The organism is Burkholderia sp. AW33-5 (assembly GCF_053427615.1).
Window position 1 is genome coordinate 185,924 of the sequence record NZ_JBSAXA010000003.1, and the last position, 16,176, is coordinate 202,099.

Sequence of the window (16,176 nt, forward strand, 5' to 3'; positions counted from 1 at the left end):
GGGTTCGACACACGCAAGGTGCGCATGATACCGGGAACCGACCGGGTTTTCTCATCAGATGAATGACTTGTGATGCATTTGGGAGAAATTCTCCGGCCCGGCCGGGCGAGCGAGGGCAAAACCGCGACCGGGCGCGGGTTTCAGCGAATAGGGACGGATCGCCGCGCCGCGCCCTTCGTCACTTCGCCCGCTCGTGCGCCGCGAGCCCGATCGCCTTGTAGTCGTAGGTCGGATAGAACTCCGTCCGGTACGCGCCCCAGGCCGTGTCCTCGAGCACGCGATTGACCTCCCGCACCCGCGACGCCGGCAACCGCAGCACGACGATCTGCCCGATTCCCATCGCCACCGTCCAGCTCACCACCTCGACGCCCGGCGGCGGAAACGCCTTGTAGAACCCCTGTTTCGCGAGCTGCGCGTTCAGCTCGGCGAGCGGGCGCGACTGGTCGTGCTTCAGGAAGACCGTCAAGAGCACCGCGTTGTCGGGCGTCGCGGCGGCCGTGCCGGCCGGTACCGTCGACGTCTGCCCGACGGCCGGCGCGCCGCAGAATGCGGCCGCGGCCAGCGATGCGACGATCGCAAGGGTTCGAAGCGGGTGATTCCGGCGTGCCGTCATGACGCGACTCCGTGGCTGTATGGATGACGCCGTCATCATGCGCCGTCCCGCGCATCGCTGCAGCGTGCGCGCTCGTCGGTGCCGGCCCGTTCGCGCAGCACGCCCGGAGGAAATGATCGCGAAGATGCCATGCCGGCAACCCGGGCCGCCGGCGGTTTCGGCTTGCCGGCCGCCGTGTCGGGCCGGCAAGCCCGCACGGCCGCGTCAACTCGCGCCGCCTGCGCTCAATACACGTCCCGCATGTAGCGCCGCGCCTTCGAAAGCCGCGAGACGTAGTCGTTCGCGGCGTCGTACGACATCCCGCCGTGCTCGGCGACGACCGCCTTCAGCGCGGTATCGACGTCCTTGGCCATGCGTGCGGCGTCGCCGCACACGTAGAAATGCGCGCCCTCCTCCAGCCACTTGTACAGCTCGGCGCCCTGCTCGCGCATCCGGTCCTGCACGTAGATCTTGTCGGCCTGGTCGCGCGAAAACGCGAGATCGAGCCGCGTGAGGAAACCGCTGTCGCGCATCGCGCTCAGTTCGTCGCCGTAGTAGAAGTCGGTCTGCGCATGCTGCTCGCCGAAGAACAGCCAGTTGCGTCCGCGCGCGCCGCGCGCCTGCCGCTCGTGCAGGAAGCCGCGGAACGGCGCGACGCCGGTGCCGGGCCCCACCATCACGACGGGCACGTCGCCGTTCACCGGCGGCCGGAAATGCGCGGACTTCTGCACGAACACCGGCACGCGGCCGTCGTCCGCGCGATCGGCGAGGAACGTCGACGCGACGCCTTTACGCGCGCGCCGGCCGTTGTGATAGCGCACGGCCGACACCGTCAGGTGAATCTCGCCCTGGTGCGCGCTCGGGCTCGACGCGATCGAATACAGGCGCGGCTGCAGCCGCTTCAGCATCCCGACCAGCTCCGTGCCCGACAGATCGACCGGGAACTCGTGCAGCACGTCCGCGAGTTGTTGCCCCCACAACCATTGCTTCAGGTCGGCCTTGCGATCGTCGCCGAGCAGCGCCTTCAGCGCGCCGTTCGCGCTGCGCGACGCGATGAACGCGAGCGTGTCGGGATGCGGGCGCGTGATGTCGAAGTGGCGCGCGAGCGCATCGCCGAGCCGCACGTCGCCGATGCCCGCGACCGACACGGGCGCATCGGCCTTCAGCGCGGTGACGGACAGCAGCTCGTCGACCAGCTCCGGGCAGTTGGTCGGCCACACGCCGAGCGCGTCGCCGGTTTCGTATTCGAGGTTCGCGCCTTCGGTCGACAGCGACACGTAGCGCGTGTCCTTCGCGGCGCCCGGCCGGTTGAGACGCAGGTTCGCGACGAGCTTCGACGGCGCCGGATGCGCCTTGGTCGGCAGCAGCCCCGACGCGCTTACCCCGGCGGACGGCACCGCGTGCAGCGCGGCATCCGCTTCCTTGATCCGGGCAACCACGCGTTCGAGCCACTGGTCCGCATCGCGCTGGAACTCGACGTCGCAATCGACGCGCGCGCACAGGCGCGCCGCGCCGAGTTCCGCGAGCCGCGCATCGAGCCGGCGGCCGTGCCCGCAGAACTGGTCGTAGTTGCGATCGCCGAACGCGAGCACCGCGAAGTGCACGCCGTCGAGACACGCGGCGCTGCCGGCCTGCAGCGCATCCCAGAACTCGCTGCCGTTGTCGGGCGCGTCGCCATCGCCGAACGTGCTCGTCATCAGCAGCACGTATTGCGCGCCGGCCAGCGACGCGACCGGATAGTCGGACATGCACGCGGTGCGGATCTCGAAGCCGGCATTCATCAGCTGCGTCGCGTAGTCCTCGGTCAGCGACTCGATGTTGCCCGTCTGCGACGCCCACAGCAGCACGACCTTCGGCCGCGTGCGCACGATCCGCACGCCGCCGGGCGCGGCGGCCTCGGACGGCAGCGCGGGCGCGGCACCGTCCGATGCGTGGGCAGGCACCGAGCGGCTGAACAGCCCCGCGAGCATCCCCTCGACCCAGAACCGCACCGGCGGCGCGAGCGGCGCGCCGGCCGGCAGCACCGGCACGCCGCCGTCGCGCCGCCCGGCGCTCGCCTTCAGCCCGCTGACGAGGCCGGCCACGTACAGGCGCTCCGTATCGGAGAGCGGCGGCGGCGCGAGATCGGCCACGCCGAGCGCGGCCGCGAAAGTGTCGAGGTCTGCCATGTCGGATTCCTGTGAAGCCGTGATCTGCGCCGGCGCGGGCGCGGGCCGCGCGTCGGCAGCGGAGGCATCGGGCCGCGCCGTGTCGTCGGCGGCGGCGTCGGCGGACGCGAACGCGTCCGTGTCGACGCGCGTGAGCGCGACCGCGCAATATTTCAGTTCGGGCTGCTGAGATTCCGGATCGATCGCGTCGTTCGTCACCGCATTGATGCACAGGTCGTCGCCGTACACGTCGTTCCAATGCATCGGCGCGAAGCAGTTGCCGCGCCGCACGCGCTCGGTCACGACGGCCGGCAGCACCGCGCGGCCGCGCGCCGAGCGAATCTCGACGCTGTCCTTCGTCGCAATGCCGAGCGCGCTCGCATCGTCCGGATGCAGTTCGACGAACGGGCGCGGATTGAGCTTGTTCAGCATCGCGACCTTGCCCGTCTTCGTCATCGTGTGCCATTGATGCTGCAGCCGGCCGGTGTTCAGCACGATCGGGAACGTGTCGTCGGGCAGTTCGGCCGGCGCGACGTGCGGCCGCGCGAGGAAGCGCGCCTTGCCCGACGCCGTCGGAAACGCAATACGCGGCGCGTCGTGCCCGTCGGCCGCCGGGCGCGGCGTCTGGCTCACGCCGTCGTTCAGGTAGCGGATCGGGTGCCGCTCGCGCGCCGTGCCCGGCGCGACCGGCCATTGCACGGGGCCGTCGCGCAGCGCCGCGTGGCTCGCGCCGCGCAGGTCGTAGCCGGTCGCCGGATTCGAAAACCGCACGATCTCGTCGAACACGTCGGCCGCCGACGCATAGTCGAACGCATCGCCGAAGCCCATCGCGCGCGCCACTTCCGCGACGATGCGCCAGTCCGGCAGCGCGTCGCCGGGCGGCGCGACCGCGGCACGCATCAGCGTCATGTTGCGCTCGGAATTGACCATCACGCCGTCGCCCTCGGCCCACAGCGCGCCAGGCAGCAGGATGTCCGCGTAGCGGTTGGTCTCGGTGTCGAGGAACGCGTCCTGCGCGATCACGAGTTCCGCGGCCTGCAGCCCCGCGATCACGTTCTGCCGGTTCGGCACGGTCGCGACCGGATTCGTGCAGACGATCCAGCACGCCTTGATGTCGCCGGCCGCCATCCGTTCGAACAGGTCGACCGTGCCGCGGCCGGCATCCTTGCGCAGCGTGCCGGCCGGCACGCGCCACAGGTGCTCGACGAAGCGCCGGTCGTCGTCGGACAGCACCGAGCGCTGGCCCGGCAGGCCGGGGCCCATGTAGCCCATCTCGCGCCCGCCCATCGCGTTCGGCTGGCCGGTCAGCGAAAACGGCCCGCTGCCCGGGCGGCAGATCGCGCCCGTCGCCAGATGCAGGTTGCAGATCGCGTTGGTGTTCCACACGCCGTGCGTGCTCTGGTTGAGGCCCATCGTCCAGCAGCTCGTCCATTCCTGCGCGTCGCCGATCCATTGCGCGGCCGTGCGGATGTCAGCTTCCGCGAGACCGGTGATTGCCGCGACGCGCTCGGGCGTGTAGTCGGCGAGAAACGCGGGCATCGCGTCCCAACCTTCGGTGTACGTATCGATGAACGCGGCATCGGTGCGGCCGTTCGCGTGCAGCAGATGCAGCAACCCGTTGGTCAGCGCCAGATCGGTGCCGGGCCGGATCTGCAGGAACAGGTCGGCCTTGTCGGCAGTGCCGGTGCGGCGCGGATCGACGACGATCAGCTTCGCGCCGGCCTTCACGCGATCCATCATGCGCAGGAACAGGATCGGGTGGCAGTCGGCCATGTTCGCGCCGATCACGAAGAACAGGTTCGCGCGATCGAAATCCTGGTACGACCCGGGCGGGCCGTCCGCACCGAGCGACTGCTTGTAGCCCGTGCTCGCGCTCGCCATGCACAGGCGCGAGTTCGACTCGATGTTGTGGGTGCCGACGAAGCCCTTCGCGAGCTTGTTCACGAGGTATTGCGCCTCGATCGACATCTGCCCCGACACGTAGAACGACAACGCATCGGGCCCGTGCGCGTCGAGCACCGCGCGCAGCCGCCGCGCGGTCTCGACGATCGCGTCGCGCGCCGGCAGCGGCACGAGGTCGTCCTCGCGCGCGCGCCGCACGAACGCGCGGTCGAGCCGCCCGGAACGGCGCAACGCGACGTGCGCCGACGAGCCCTTCGTGCACAGCCGCCCGAAGTTGGTCGGATGATCGGAGTCGCCGGACACCTTGACGACTTCGTCATCCTCGACGTGCAGCACCATTCCGCAGCCGACGCCGCAGTATGGGCACACGCTCTTGACGGAGGTGGCGGTCATGCGTGCTCCGTCGGCGCTCAGACGGCGATCCACACGAAACCGTCCTCGACCCGCGACGGATACGCGTGCACCGATTTCTCGGGGGATTCGAGGCATTCGCCGGTCCGCAGGTCGAAATGCTGCTTGTACAGCGGCGACGCGACCACCACGCGCTCGCCGAGGCTGCCGATCAGCCCGCGCGACATCACGGCCGCCTGCGACACCGGGTCGACGTTGTCGATCGCGAACACGCCGCCTTCCTCGGCATGCGCGACATGAAACACCGCGACCTGCTCGCCGTTGACGAGCGCGCACACGCCGGTGTTCGGCACGATGTCGTCGAGCGGGCACACGCGGGTCCAGGACAGGTGAAGACGATCGTTCATGATGGGCTCCTTGAAAAAGACGCGGCTGTCGGTCAGCGTCAGACGGTTGCGGGTTCGGCGACGACGGGAATCGCAACGGGCCTGCCGCCCGCGCGCTCGTCGGGTGTGGCGGGACGGATCTGGCCGCGCGTTTCGACGAACGCGATGGTCGCATCCGGCGCGTCGCTGTTCACGAAGTGGCGGAAGCGCTTGCGCGTTTCCGGATCGGTGACGGCCTTCTTCCACTCGCATTCGTAGGTGTCGACCACGTGCTGCATGTCGGCCTCGAGTTCGGCCGCGATCCCGAGCTTGTCGTGCACAACGACGTCGGTCAGGTAGTCGAGCCCGCCTTCGAGGTTGTCGCGCCACACGCTGGTGCGCTGCAGCCGATCGGCGGTGCGCACGTAGAACATCAGGAAGCGGTCGATGTAGCGGATCAGCGTGGCGCGGTCGAGATCGGACGCGAGCAGTTCCGCATGGCGCGGCTTCATCCCGCCGTTGCCGCACACGTACAGGTTCCAACCCTTCTCGGTCGCGATGATGCCGATGTCCTTGCCCTGCGCTTCCGCGCACTCGCGCGTGCAGCCCGACACGCCGAACTTGATCTTGTGCGGCGCGCGCAAGCCCTTGTAGCGGTTCTCGATGTCGATCGCGAGGCCGACCGAATCGTCGACGCCGTAGCGGCACCACGTCGAACCGACGCACGACTTCACGGTGCGCACCGACTTGCCGTACGCATGCCCCGATTCGAAGCCGGCCGCGATCAGCGCTTCCCAGATCGACGGCAGCTGCTCGACGCGCGCGCCGAACAGGTCGACGCGCTGGCCGCCCGTGATCTTCGTATAGAGCCCGTACTTCTTCGCGACCTGGCCGACCGCGATCAGCCCTTCCGGCGTCACCTCGCCGCCCGGCATGCGCGGCACGACCGAGTACGTGCCGTCGCGCTGGATGTTCGCGAGGTAGTAGTCGTTCGAATCCTGCAGCCCCGCATGCTCCTTCTTCAGCACGAACTCGTTGAAGCACGACGCGAGGATGCCCGCCACCGCCGGCTTGCACACGTCGCAGCCGAGCCCGTGGCCGTGCTTCGCGAGCAGTTCGTCGAACGTCGTGATGCGCTCGACGCGGATCAGGTGGAACAATTCCTGGCGCGAATGCGGGAAGTGCTCGCACAGATGGTTGTTGACCGTGAGACCCTGCTTCTTCATCTCGGCCTTCATGATCTGCGTGACGAGCGGCACGCAGCCGCCGCATGACGTGCCCGCGCCCGTGCACGACTTCAATGCCCCCAGGCTCGTCGCGCCATCCGCCACCGCCGTGCAGATCTGCGACTTCGACACGTTGTTGCACGAGCAGATCTGCGCGCCGTCCGGCAGCGCGTCGACGCCGATCGCCGGCTTCGCCGCGCCGTCCGACGACGGCAGGATCAGGAATTCCGGCGACTCGGGCAGCTCGATGCGATTCAGCATCATCTGCAGCAGCGTGCCGTATTCGGCCGCGTCGCCGACCATCACCGCGCCGTGCAGGAACTTGCCGCAGTCCGACACCACCAGCTTCTTGTAGACCTGGCGGCGTTCGTCCGCGTACTGGTAGATGCGGCTGCCGGCCGTCGCGCCGTGCGCGTCGCCGATGCTCGCGACGTCGACGCCCATCAGCTTCAGCTTGGTGCTCATGTCGGCACCGGCGAACGCGGCTTCGGCCGCTTCTTCCGTGTCGCCGCCGACCTGCTTCGCGACCACGCGCGCCATGTCGTAGCCCGGCGCGACGAGGCCGTACACCATCCCGTTCCAGGCCGCGCATTCGCCGATCGCGTAGATGTCGGCGTCGCTCGTGCGGCACGCGTCGTCGATCGCGACGCCGCCGCGCGGGCCGATCTCCAGACCGCACGCACGCGCCAGTTCGTCGCGGGCGCGGATGCCGGCCGAGAACACGATCATGTCGGCGTCGAGATGCGAGCCGTCGGCGAACGCCATCCGGTGCGTGCCTTCGTCGCCGTCGACGATCTCGAGCGTGTTCTTGCCCGTATGCACGGTCACGCCGAGCGCCTCGATCTTCGCGCGCAGCATCCGGCCGCCGCCGTCGTCGACCTGCACCGCCATCAGCCGCGGCGCGAATTCGACGACGTGCGTGTCGAGCCCCATGTCGCGCAACGCCTTCGCGCATTCGAGGCCGAGCAGCCCGCCGCCGATCACCACGCCACGCTTCGCGTGCGTGCCGCACGCCTGCATCGCTTCGAGATCCTCGATCGTTCGGTACACGAAGCAACCGGCGCGATCGCGGCCCGGCACCGGCGGCACGAACGGACGCGAGCCCGTCGCGAGCACCAGCTTGTCGTACGCGAGCGTTTCGCCGGACGCGAGCGTGACCGTGTGCGCGGCACGGTCGATCGACGCGACCCGGGCGTTCAGGCGCAGATCGAACTGCGGATGACGCTCGAAGAAGCCGGGTTCGACGAGCGACAGATCGTCCGCCGACTTGCCCGCGAAGAATTCCGACAGGTGCACGCGGTCATACGCCGGGCGCGGTTCCTCGCCGAGCACCGTGACCTGCAGCGTGCCCGCCGCGCCGGCTTGCGCGGCGACGCATTCGAGGAGCTTGTGGCCGACCATCCCGTGGCCGATGACGATGAGTTTCATGATGACGTGTCCTTCGGTCGATCAGTTCGCGACGCTGGCGGCGGCCAGCGCGCGATCGCGCAGCTCGGCCTCGCGTGCCTTGTGTTCTTCGCTGAAGCGCACGGCCATCGCGCACAATGCGGTCGCGGTGACGGCGAGCCCGAGCAGGCTCAGCGTGTGCTGCACGTCGCCGACGCCCTTCAGCAGGAACGCCGCGGCCACCGCGCCGACGTTGCCGCCCGCGCCGACGATCCCCGCGACGCCGCCGAGCGCCTTGCGATCGATGAACGGCACGAGCGCATAGGTCGCGCCGCAGGCCATGTGCGTGAAGAGGCCGAAGGTCAGCATCGCGACGAGCGCCATGCCGATGCCTTGGGCATGCGAGAACCAGATCAGTCCGAGCCCTTCGCCGACGATCAGCGCGCACAGCAGCGTGGCGCGCACGTCGAGGCTGCGCCGCGCGGCGATCTTGTCCGACAGCCAGCCGCCGAGCGCGCGGGCGAACAGCGCGAGCAGCCCGAACATCCCGACCGCGAAGCCGGCGTCCTTCAGCGACAGCTTGAAGTGATCGACGTAGTACAGCGCCGCGATGTTGTGGATGAACACCTCGACGCCGAAGCACGCGCCGTACGTGACGAACAGCATCCACACGCGATAGTTGCCGCATGCGGCGAAGAAGCTCGCCCAGCCGCCCTTCTTGCCGCTGTCGACCGTCACGCCCTGCTTGCGCAGCGCGACGAAATCGCCTTGCGGGCAGTCCTGCGTGAAGCGCCAGTACGCCCAGGCCATCGCGAGCATCGCGACGCCCGGCACGACGAGCGCGATGCGCCACGACGCGTCGTCGCCGAAGCCGAGCATCAGGCCGGCGGCGACGAGCAGCGGCATCATCGCCTGCGTCGCGCCCGCGCCCGCGTTGCCCCAGCCGGCCGTCGTCGCGTTCGCGGTGCCGACCACGTTCGGCGCGAACATCACCGACGTGTGGTACTGCGTGATCACGAAGCCCGCGCCGATCGCGCCGATGCCGAGCCGGCAGATCAGGAACGTCAGGTAGTCGTGCGAGAACGACACCGCGAACACGGGAATCGCGCCGAGCACGAGCAGCCCGACATACACGCGGCGCGGGCCGAAGCGGTCGCACAGCGGGCCGACCAGCAGCCGCACGGCGATCGTCGCGGCCACCGCGGCGATGTTGATGTTCGCGACCTGTGCCGCGGTGAGGTGAAATTCGCGCGCAATCAGCGGCATCAGCGGCGCACACGCGAACCACGCGAAGAAGCATACGAAGAACGCCATCCACGTCATGTGGAACGCGCGCATCGGCGCGGTGCGGAAGCTGAAGAGATCGATACGGGTAGCTTTGTCGGTCATTGTCATCCGCCAAACGAAAAACGGCGTCCTGCACACCCGGTCTCGTCGAGACCCGATGTGTAGGACGCCGTTGCCCATGAAGCCCGTTTCCGGGCGCGTCGGTAATCGGTACTGCGGACGAATCGCCGTTGATCCGCCCTGACGAGCTTACGCAAACGCCATGCCATGTCGGCCCGAATCGCGCCGGCGGCCCCGTCGCACAAGGCGCGCGGGCCGCCGGACGCGTGGCTGCGGTGCGCGGCGCGCGGTGCGTCGCGATGCAGCCAGGCACAGATGTGGTGCGCTGCAGCACTGTCGCCGTGCGACATCGCGGTGCGCGATGACGGGGCGCGATGCATGTCGATGCGGCATCGCGTGCGCCGCGTCAGCGCGGTCGCATGCTTGCCTGCCTCCGTCGCGCGGGGCGTCGCGCCGCGCATGTCGGCGCGCTCGCCGCCGCGCGGTCAGGTTGGCCCGGATATTGCTGAATTCCGTCCACACACCGGCAACGGCGCCGGTGGGCAGTCCCCGCAAGTCGGCCCGCCATCGCAGGCGGGCGCAGCAGATCAGGACAACGACGTCCCCCCGTGCGCGGCACGACCGGATGCCATGGTCGCTTCGACCGCCCGCCGCCGCCGCAAGCAACAACGCGTTATCGACAGCCGCTCGCTCGCACGCGCGCGGCAATGGAACACGACATGACGACTGGAAAAGTCACGCTGCTGGGCGCCGGCCCCGGCGACCCCGATCTCCTCACGCTGAAGGCCGTGAAAGCGCTGGCGGCCGCCGACGTGCTGCTGCTCGACGATCTCGTCGCGCCCGGCATCGTCGAACTCGCGCCGCACGCGCGCGTGATCCGCGTCGGCAAGCGCGGCGGCTGCCGCTCCACGCCGCAGGCATTCATCGAGAAACTGATGCGCCGCCATGCGCTGCGCGGCGCGCACGTCGTGCGCGTCAAGGGCGGCGACGCGCTGCTGTTCGGCCGCGCCGGCGAGGAACTCGCGGCGCTGCGCGCCGCCGGGATTCGGGTGGACATCGTCAACGGCATCTCGTCGGGCTTCGCGGCCGCCGCGAGCCTCGGCGTCTCGCTCACGCACCGCGAGCACTGCCAGGGCGTCACGTTCGTCACCGCGCACCGCCAGGACCACGGCGAACCCGACTGGGCGACGCTCGCGGCGACCGGCACCACGCTCGCGATCTACATGGGCATGAACCGCGTCGACAGCATCGCGGCGGGCCTGCTCGCCGCGTTGCCCGCGTCGACGCCGGCCGCCGCCGTGCAATGGGCCGGCACGTCGCACGAGCGCCGCTGGACGGGCACGCTCGGCGGCCTCGCGCGCGGCGTCGCGGCAGCCGGGCTCGGCAGCCCGGCCGTGATGCTCGTCGGCGCGGCGATCGGCGAAGCCGCCGTGCACGGCACCGATGCCGCCGGCGAAGCGATGCTGTTCCGGGCGGCATAGCATGCGCGGTCCGCATCGGCATTCCGGTCACCGCAGCGGCGTTCGCGCCGGCTGTCGGGGATGCGGTCGGGAGGCCCTGAATCCGTCGACATCCGTGAGCACCCCGCAACCGCCGTTCAACCGTTGCACCGACGCTCGCTCGTCCCCGTTCGCGTCATGAGTTCGTCCGTCCCGCCCGCACGCCTGCGCGTGCTGCTCGTCACCGACACCGACAAGCCGATCGGCGAACTCGGCGACGCGCTCGCGCGCCTCGGCTACGAGATGCTCAACGACGTCGCGACGCCCGCGCGCCTGCCCGCCGCCGTCGAGGAGCAGCGCCCCGACGTCGTGATCATCGATACCGATTCGCCGTCGCGCGACACGCTCGAGCAACTCGCCGTGATGCACGCGACCGCGCCGCGCCCCGTGCTGATGTTCAGCCACGATGCCGACCAGGCGCTGATTCACGCGGCGGTCGGCGCCGGCGTCAGCGCGTATCTCGTCGAAGGCTTGTCGGCCGAGCGCCTCGCGCCGATCCTCGAAGTCGCGCTCGCGCGCTTCTCGCACGACGATGCATTGCGCCGCCGGCTCGCCGACGTCGAGCGCGAGCTCGCCGAACGCAAGCTGATCGATCGCGCAAAGCGCCTGCTGATGGATCAGCGCAGGCTGTCCGAGCACGATGCGTATGCGTTGCTGCGCAAGCGCGCGATGGATCAGGGCCAGCGCATCGTCGACGTCGCGCGCCAACTGCTCGATGCGACCCACCCGTCATGAATGCCATGAAACCTTCGCCTCCCGCCGCGCCGGAACGCGCGCATCTTCGTCTCGGGTTCGTCGCGCTCAGCGACGCCGCCCCGCTGATCGTCGCGCAGCACCTGAATCTCGGCGCGCGCCACGGCCTGACGCTGGAGCTGTGCCGCCAGCCCTCCTGGGCCGCCGTGCGCGACAAGCTGCTGACCGGCGAACTCGACGCCGCGCACGCGCTGTACGGGCTCGTGTGCGGGCTGCAGGTCGGCATCGGCGGCCCGCAGGCCGACATGGCCGCGCTGATGGTGCTGAACCGCAACGGCCAGGCGATCACGTTCGCCCGCGGCCTCGCCGACGCGTACCGCGCAAGCGGCGACGTCCGCGCGGCGCTCGCGACGCTCGGCCGCAAGCCGCTGCTCGCGCAGACCTTCCCGACCGGCACGCATGCGATGTGGCTGAACCACTGGCTCGCGTCGCACGGCGTCGATCCGCTGCGCGACGTGCGCAGCGTCGTGATCCCGCCGCCCGAGATGGTCGCGGCGCTCGCGAGCGGCGAGCTCGACGGCTTCTGCGCGGGCGAGCCGTGGCACGCGGTGGCCGAAGCCTGCGGCGCGGGCCGGACCGTCGCCGTCACCAGCGAGATCTGGCCCGATCATCCGGAGAAGGTGCTCGCGGCCCGGCGCGATTTCGTCGCGCTGTATCCGGCCACCGCGCGGGCGCTGATCCGCACGCTCGTCGATGCGTGCGCGTGGCTCGACAACCCCGTGCACCGTCGCGACGCGGCGGACTGGCTCGCGTCGCCCGACGCGCTCGGCGTGCCGGCCCGGCTGATCGCGCCGCGCCTGCTCGGCGACTACGGCGCGGGGCCGTTCGCGCAGCCGCCGCTGCCGATCCGCTTCCACGACGGCGGCGCCGTGAACCGGCCGGATCCGCAGGAAGGCCGCTGGTTCCTGCTGCAATACCGGCGCTGGGGCATGCTCGACGGCACGCACGACGACGCGGCGATCGCCGCGGCAATCGCGCAGACGGCGTTGTATGATGCTGCGGTCGCCGAGGGCGATGCGGCGGACAGGTGATCCCGACACGGGCTGCCGGAGCCGCCGCGCAGCGCGATGCCGTATCCCGCGGAACGCCTGACGCGATGCGCCGGTCCGCGCCGGCCCGCCGCGTGGCATGGACGCATCTGCGTGCGTGCCGCCACTCCGTCCCCGTTCAGAATCGATGCCGAAACGAACGCGCACGCCGCTCGACGTGCTGCTCACCGAAATCCGCGCGTGCCGCGCCTGCGAAGCCGACCTCCCGCTCGGCCCGCGCCCCGTCGTGCGCGCCCATCGCGACGCCCGCATCCTGATCGTCGGGCAAGCGCCCGGCGCCCGCGTCCACGCGAGCGGCATCCCGTGGGACGATGCGAGCGGCAAGCGGCTGCGTGACTGGCTCGGCGTCGAGCCCGACACGTTCTACGACGAGACACGCTTTGCGATCGTGCCGATGGGCTTCTGCTACCCGGGCCGCGGTGCGAGCGGCGACAACCCGCCGCGCCCCGAATGCGCGCGACTGTGGCTCGACCGGCTGCTCGCCGGATTGCCGTCGATCCGGCTGACGCTGCTGATCGGCCAGTACGCGCAGCGGCATTTCCTGCGCGACACACGCAAGGCGACGCTGACCGACACCGTGCACGCGTGGCGCGACTATGGGCCCGGCGTGCTGCCGCTGCCGCATCCGTCGCCGCGCAACCAGGCGTGGTTCAAACATCATCCGTGGTTCGACGCCGAGATCGTGCCCGAACTGCGCCGGCGCATCGCGCCGCTGATCGCCGGCTGACGCATGCCGGCCGTGCCCCGTTCCCTACCGAAATGAATCAGAACGACATCGACTTTTCATGCACCGGCTGCGGCCGTTGCTGCCACGACCTGCGCATTCCGCTGACCGTCGCCGAGGCCACTGCCTGGCTGCGGCGCGGCGGCCACGTGGAACTGTTGTGCGACGCCATGCCATGGCCCGTCGAACCGGCCGCCGACGACGCGTTCGCCGCGTACAAGCGCGCCCGTTCGTCGCCCGCGCTCAGCGGCACGCTGCCGGTGCGCGTCACCACCCTGCTCACCGCGTCCCATGCCGGGCCATGCCCGAACCTGCTCGACGATTTGCGCTGCGGCATCTATGAAGAACGGCCGCTGGTGTGCCGGATCTACCCGGCCGAGGTCAATCCGTTCGTGCCGCTGGTGCCGGACGGCAAGCAGTGCCCGTCCGACGCGTGGAAGCACGCGCCGCTCACCCGCGGCGGCACGATCGTCGACGCGCTCACGCGCGAGAACATCGTGCGCGCGCGGGAAGCAAGCGCGGCCGAGGCGCCGCTGCGCGCGCGCCTGTGCGCGGCGCTCGGCATCGATACGGCAGCCGTCGCGAACGAAGGCTTCGCGATTCATGCGCCGCCCGCCGACCTGCTGCTGGCCGCGCTGAGCCTGCTCGACGATGCGCGCGCGACGGCCGCCGCCGAGACCGCCCCGACGGCATGGACGCTGCTCACGAATCGCAGCGCGACGGCCGACACGCTCCGCTCGGTCGGCGCATCCAGCCGGCTTGCCGCGTCCGACGAGGCCGGCACGCGCTGCCGCTACCTGGGCTTTCATCCGGCCGCCTGATTGACTCGTCGCCGGGCGGGTGCGCGCCGCCCCGCCGGCCGATGCGGATCGCGCCCGCGGATTCCGGCCGCGCCCGGTTCGCTGTACCATCGCGGCTCAACCGCGTCACGAACAGCAGAATCCTTCATGCCCTCCACCGCCCCGCCGCGCCTGTACGGGATGCCCGAACGCAGCGACCGGCTCGATTTCTACATCCGCGACCAGGCGTCGCGCCAGGCGATCACCGAGCCGCACCGGCACGCGTATTTCCAGATCCAGTTCAACCTCGGCGGCGACACCGAACAGCGGATCGGCGGCGTCACGCGGCCGTTTCCGCGCGGCGCGCTCGCGTTCGTGCTGCCGCACCGCGAGCACCTGATTCCGCATCCGGAAGGCGCGCACTTCATCGTGATCAACTTCAGCCAGGCGTTCCTGCGCGCCGATCTCGACGTCGATCCGCTCGATCTCGAGGACGTGCCCGCGCACCGCTTTCCCGAGCTGACGCCGTTCCGCTTCCAGGAACATCTCGACTTCATCCTGACCGGCGACGCCTTCGACGAGGCGCGCCGCCTCGCGCTGTGCATGCTCGATGCCGACCGCGTGCGCACCTTCGGCTCGACCACGTTGCTGCGCGGCTACCTGCTGCAGCTGATCGGGCTCGTCTGCACGCAGTACGCGGGCGCGCTCGACAAGCTCGCGCAGCGCGGCGCCCAGCGCGCGGGCCGGCGCGACGCGCTCGCGCGCGTGCTGCGCCACGTGCGCGCGAACCTGACCCGCGAGGACCTGACGCTCGCGGCCACCGCCGAGGCCGCCTTCCTGTCGCCGAACTACCTCGCGCATCTGGTGCGCAAGGAAACCGGCAGCACCTTCACCGATCTCGTGACCGAGCGCCGGATCGCGCTCGCGCAATCGCTGCTCGCGCATACGAGCCGGCGCATCGCCGACATCGCGCGTTCCGTCGGTTTCCGGGACGAAGGGTATTTCGCGCGGCGCTTCCGCGCGCGGGTCGGCGTGTCGCCGAAGGCGTACCGCGACGCGAATGCCGCGCTGCCGGATGCCGACGACGCGCCGGTGGCCGGCGACGCGTAGATTTGTCCGGTTAAAGCGCAGTTGCGTCGCATCCGGGCACGCATGCGTCGGGTATCGTTCCATGCATGCCGGCCCGTGGTGGATTGCGCGGGCGACGGCATCCGTCTTTTCATCGAACGAGGCCATCCGATGTCCGCATACGTCATCGACGCTTCCGAGCGTCCTTCCGTCGAAGTCGAACAGTCGTCCGCGCGCTTTCCGGTGCGCCGCGTGTTCTGTGTCGGCCGCAACTACGCCGACCACGCGCGCGAAATGGGCGCCGATCCCGACCGCGAACCGCCGTTCTTCTTCACGAAACCGGCCGACGCGATCGTCCCGGCCGCCGGCACCGTCCCGTATCCGCCGCTGACCGGCGACCTCCATCACGAAATCGAGCTGGTCGTCGCGATCGGCAAGGACGGCCGGTCGATCGACCCGGCCGAGGCGCTGTCGCATGTGTGGGGTTACGGCGTCGGCGTCGACCTCACGCGCCGCGACCTGCAGGCCGAGGCGAAAAAGCTGAGCCGGCCGTGGGACTGGGCGAAGGGCTTCGATGCGTCCGGCCCCGTGACCGCGCTGCGCGCGGCGACCGCGACCGGCCATCCGGCCAGCGGCCGGATCTGGCTCGCGGTCAACGGCGAAACCCGCCAGCAAGGCGATCTCGCCGACATGATCTGGGCCGTGCCGGACGTGATCGCGTACGTGTCGCGCTCGGTCGAGCTGAAGGCCGGCGACCTGATCTTCACCGGCACGCCGGCCGGCGTCGGCGCGCTGCAGCCGGGCGACCGCGTGACGGGTGGCGTCAACGGCGTCGCGACGTTCGAGTTCGTGATGGGGGCGAAGCCGTAACGCAGCGTGCGGGGGCATGTGACGTGGCGTTCGTCCGACGGACGTCGCGTCGTGTCGCTCCCTGCCGATCCGGGCTGCGACCGCATCGCGCCGGATCGGCATGCCCCGTGCGTGTCAC

Annotated in this window: 13 protein-coding genes; 8 read left to right on the forward strand and 5 right to left on the reverse strand. The window is 70.3% G+C overall.

The features are described from left to right. Positions 1–178: 178 nt before the first annotated feature. The 5 genes from ACV22V_RS07575 to ACV22V_RS07595 all read right to left on the reverse strand — a co-directional run bounded on the left by ACV22V_RS07575 (position 179) and on the right by ACV22V_RS07595 (position 9,358). Positions 179–613 (reverse strand): hypothetical protein, encoded by a 435-nt coding sequence (locus tag ACV22V_RS07575; RefSeq protein ID WP_059537561.1) that lies wholly within the window; start codon positions 611–613, stop codon positions 179–181. Between the two features lie 224 nt (positions 614–837). After that, the gene (locus tag ACV22V_RS07580; RefSeq protein ID WP_448013412.1) at positions 838–5,034 is read right to left on the reverse strand and encodes a molybdopterin-dependent oxidoreductase; all 4,197 of its coding nucleotides are present in this window, start codon (positions 5,032–5,034) and stop codon (positions 838–840) included. A 17-nt stretch (positions 5,035–5,051) separates the two neighbouring features. Continuing rightward, positions 5,052–5,399 (reverse strand): nitrite reductase small subunit NirD, encoded by a 348-nt coding sequence (gene nirD / locus ACV22V_RS07585; RefSeq protein WP_059691255.1) that lies wholly within the window; start codon positions 5,397–5,399, stop codon positions 5,052–5,054. Between the two features lie 38 nt (positions 5,400–5,437). Next, positions 5,438–8,011 carry a nitrite reductase large subunit NirB gene (gene nirB, locus ACV22V_RS07590; RefSeq protein ID WP_448013413.1) on the reverse strand — a complete coding sequence of 858 codons (2,574 nt, stop codon included), beginning with the start codon at positions 8,009–8,011 and terminating at the stop codon, positions 5,438–5,440. 21 nt (positions 8,012–8,032) lie between these two features. Next, positions 8,033–9,358 (reverse strand): MFS transporter, encoded by a 1,326-nt coding sequence (locus ACV22V_RS07595; protein ID WP_059691257.1) that lies wholly within the window; start codon positions 9,356–9,358, stop codon positions 8,033–8,035. Positions 9,359–9,523: 165 nt separating this feature from the next. Here ACV22V_RS07595 and ACV22V_RS07600 point away from each other — a divergent pair, with 165 nt between their 5' ends. The 8 genes from ACV22V_RS07600 to ACV22V_RS07635 all read left to right on the forward strand — a co-directional run bounded on the left by ACV22V_RS07600 (position 9,524) and on the right by ACV22V_RS07635 (position 16,058). Then, complete coding sequence (locus ACV22V_RS07600) at positions 9,524–10,039, forward strand: hypothetical protein (RefSeq protein WP_448013414.1); 516 nt, start codon at positions 9,524–9,526, stop codon at positions 10,037–10,039. Next, on the forward strand, positions 10,036–10,797 hold the full coding sequence (cobA, locus tag ACV22V_RS07605; protein ID WP_448013415.1) for a uroporphyrinogen-III C-methyltransferase: 762 nt from the start codon (positions 10,036–10,038) through the stop codon (positions 10,795–10,797). Before ACV22V_RS07600 ends, cobA begins: the two co-directional genes overlap by 4 nt. Before the next feature lie 156 nt (positions 10,798–10,953). Further along, positions 10,954–11,550, forward strand: coding sequence for an ANTAR domain-containing response regulator (locus ACV22V_RS07610; RefSeq protein ID WP_059537542.1), 597 nt, complete (start codon positions 10,954–10,956; stop codon positions 11,548–11,550). Positions 11,551–11,555: 5 nt separating this feature from the next. Beyond that, a complete protein-coding gene (locus tag ACV22V_RS07615; RefSeq protein ID WP_448013416.1) occupies positions 11,556–12,599 on the forward strand; it encodes a CmpA/NrtA family ABC transporter substrate-binding protein in 1,044 nt (347 codons plus the stop codon). 145 nt (positions 12,600–12,744) lie between these two features. Next, positions 12,745–13,344 carry a uracil-DNA glycosylase family protein gene (locus ACV22V_RS07620; RefSeq protein WP_223963691.1) on the forward strand — a complete coding sequence of 200 codons (600 nt, stop codon included), beginning with the start codon at positions 12,745–12,747 and terminating at the stop codon, positions 13,342–13,344. 32 nt (positions 13,345–13,376) lie between these two features. Continuing rightward, positions 13,377–14,162 (forward strand): YkgJ family cysteine cluster protein, encoded by a 786-nt coding sequence (locus ACV22V_RS07625; protein WP_448013417.1) that lies wholly within the window; start codon positions 13,377–13,379, stop codon positions 14,160–14,162. A gap of 126 nt (positions 14,163–14,288) precedes the next feature. Beyond that, complete coding sequence (locus tag ACV22V_RS07630) at positions 14,289–15,230, forward strand: helix-turn-helix transcriptional regulator (RefSeq protein WP_448013418.1); 942 nt, start codon at positions 14,289–14,291, stop codon at positions 15,228–15,230. Positions 15,231–15,359: 129 nt separating this feature from the next. Beyond that, the gene (locus ACV22V_RS07635; RefSeq protein WP_448013419.1) at positions 15,360–16,058 is read left to right on the forward strand and encodes a fumarylacetoacetate hydrolase family protein; all 699 of its coding nucleotides are present in this window, start codon (positions 15,360–15,362) and stop codon (positions 16,056–16,058) included. Positions 16,059–16,176 lie beyond the last annotated feature (118 nt).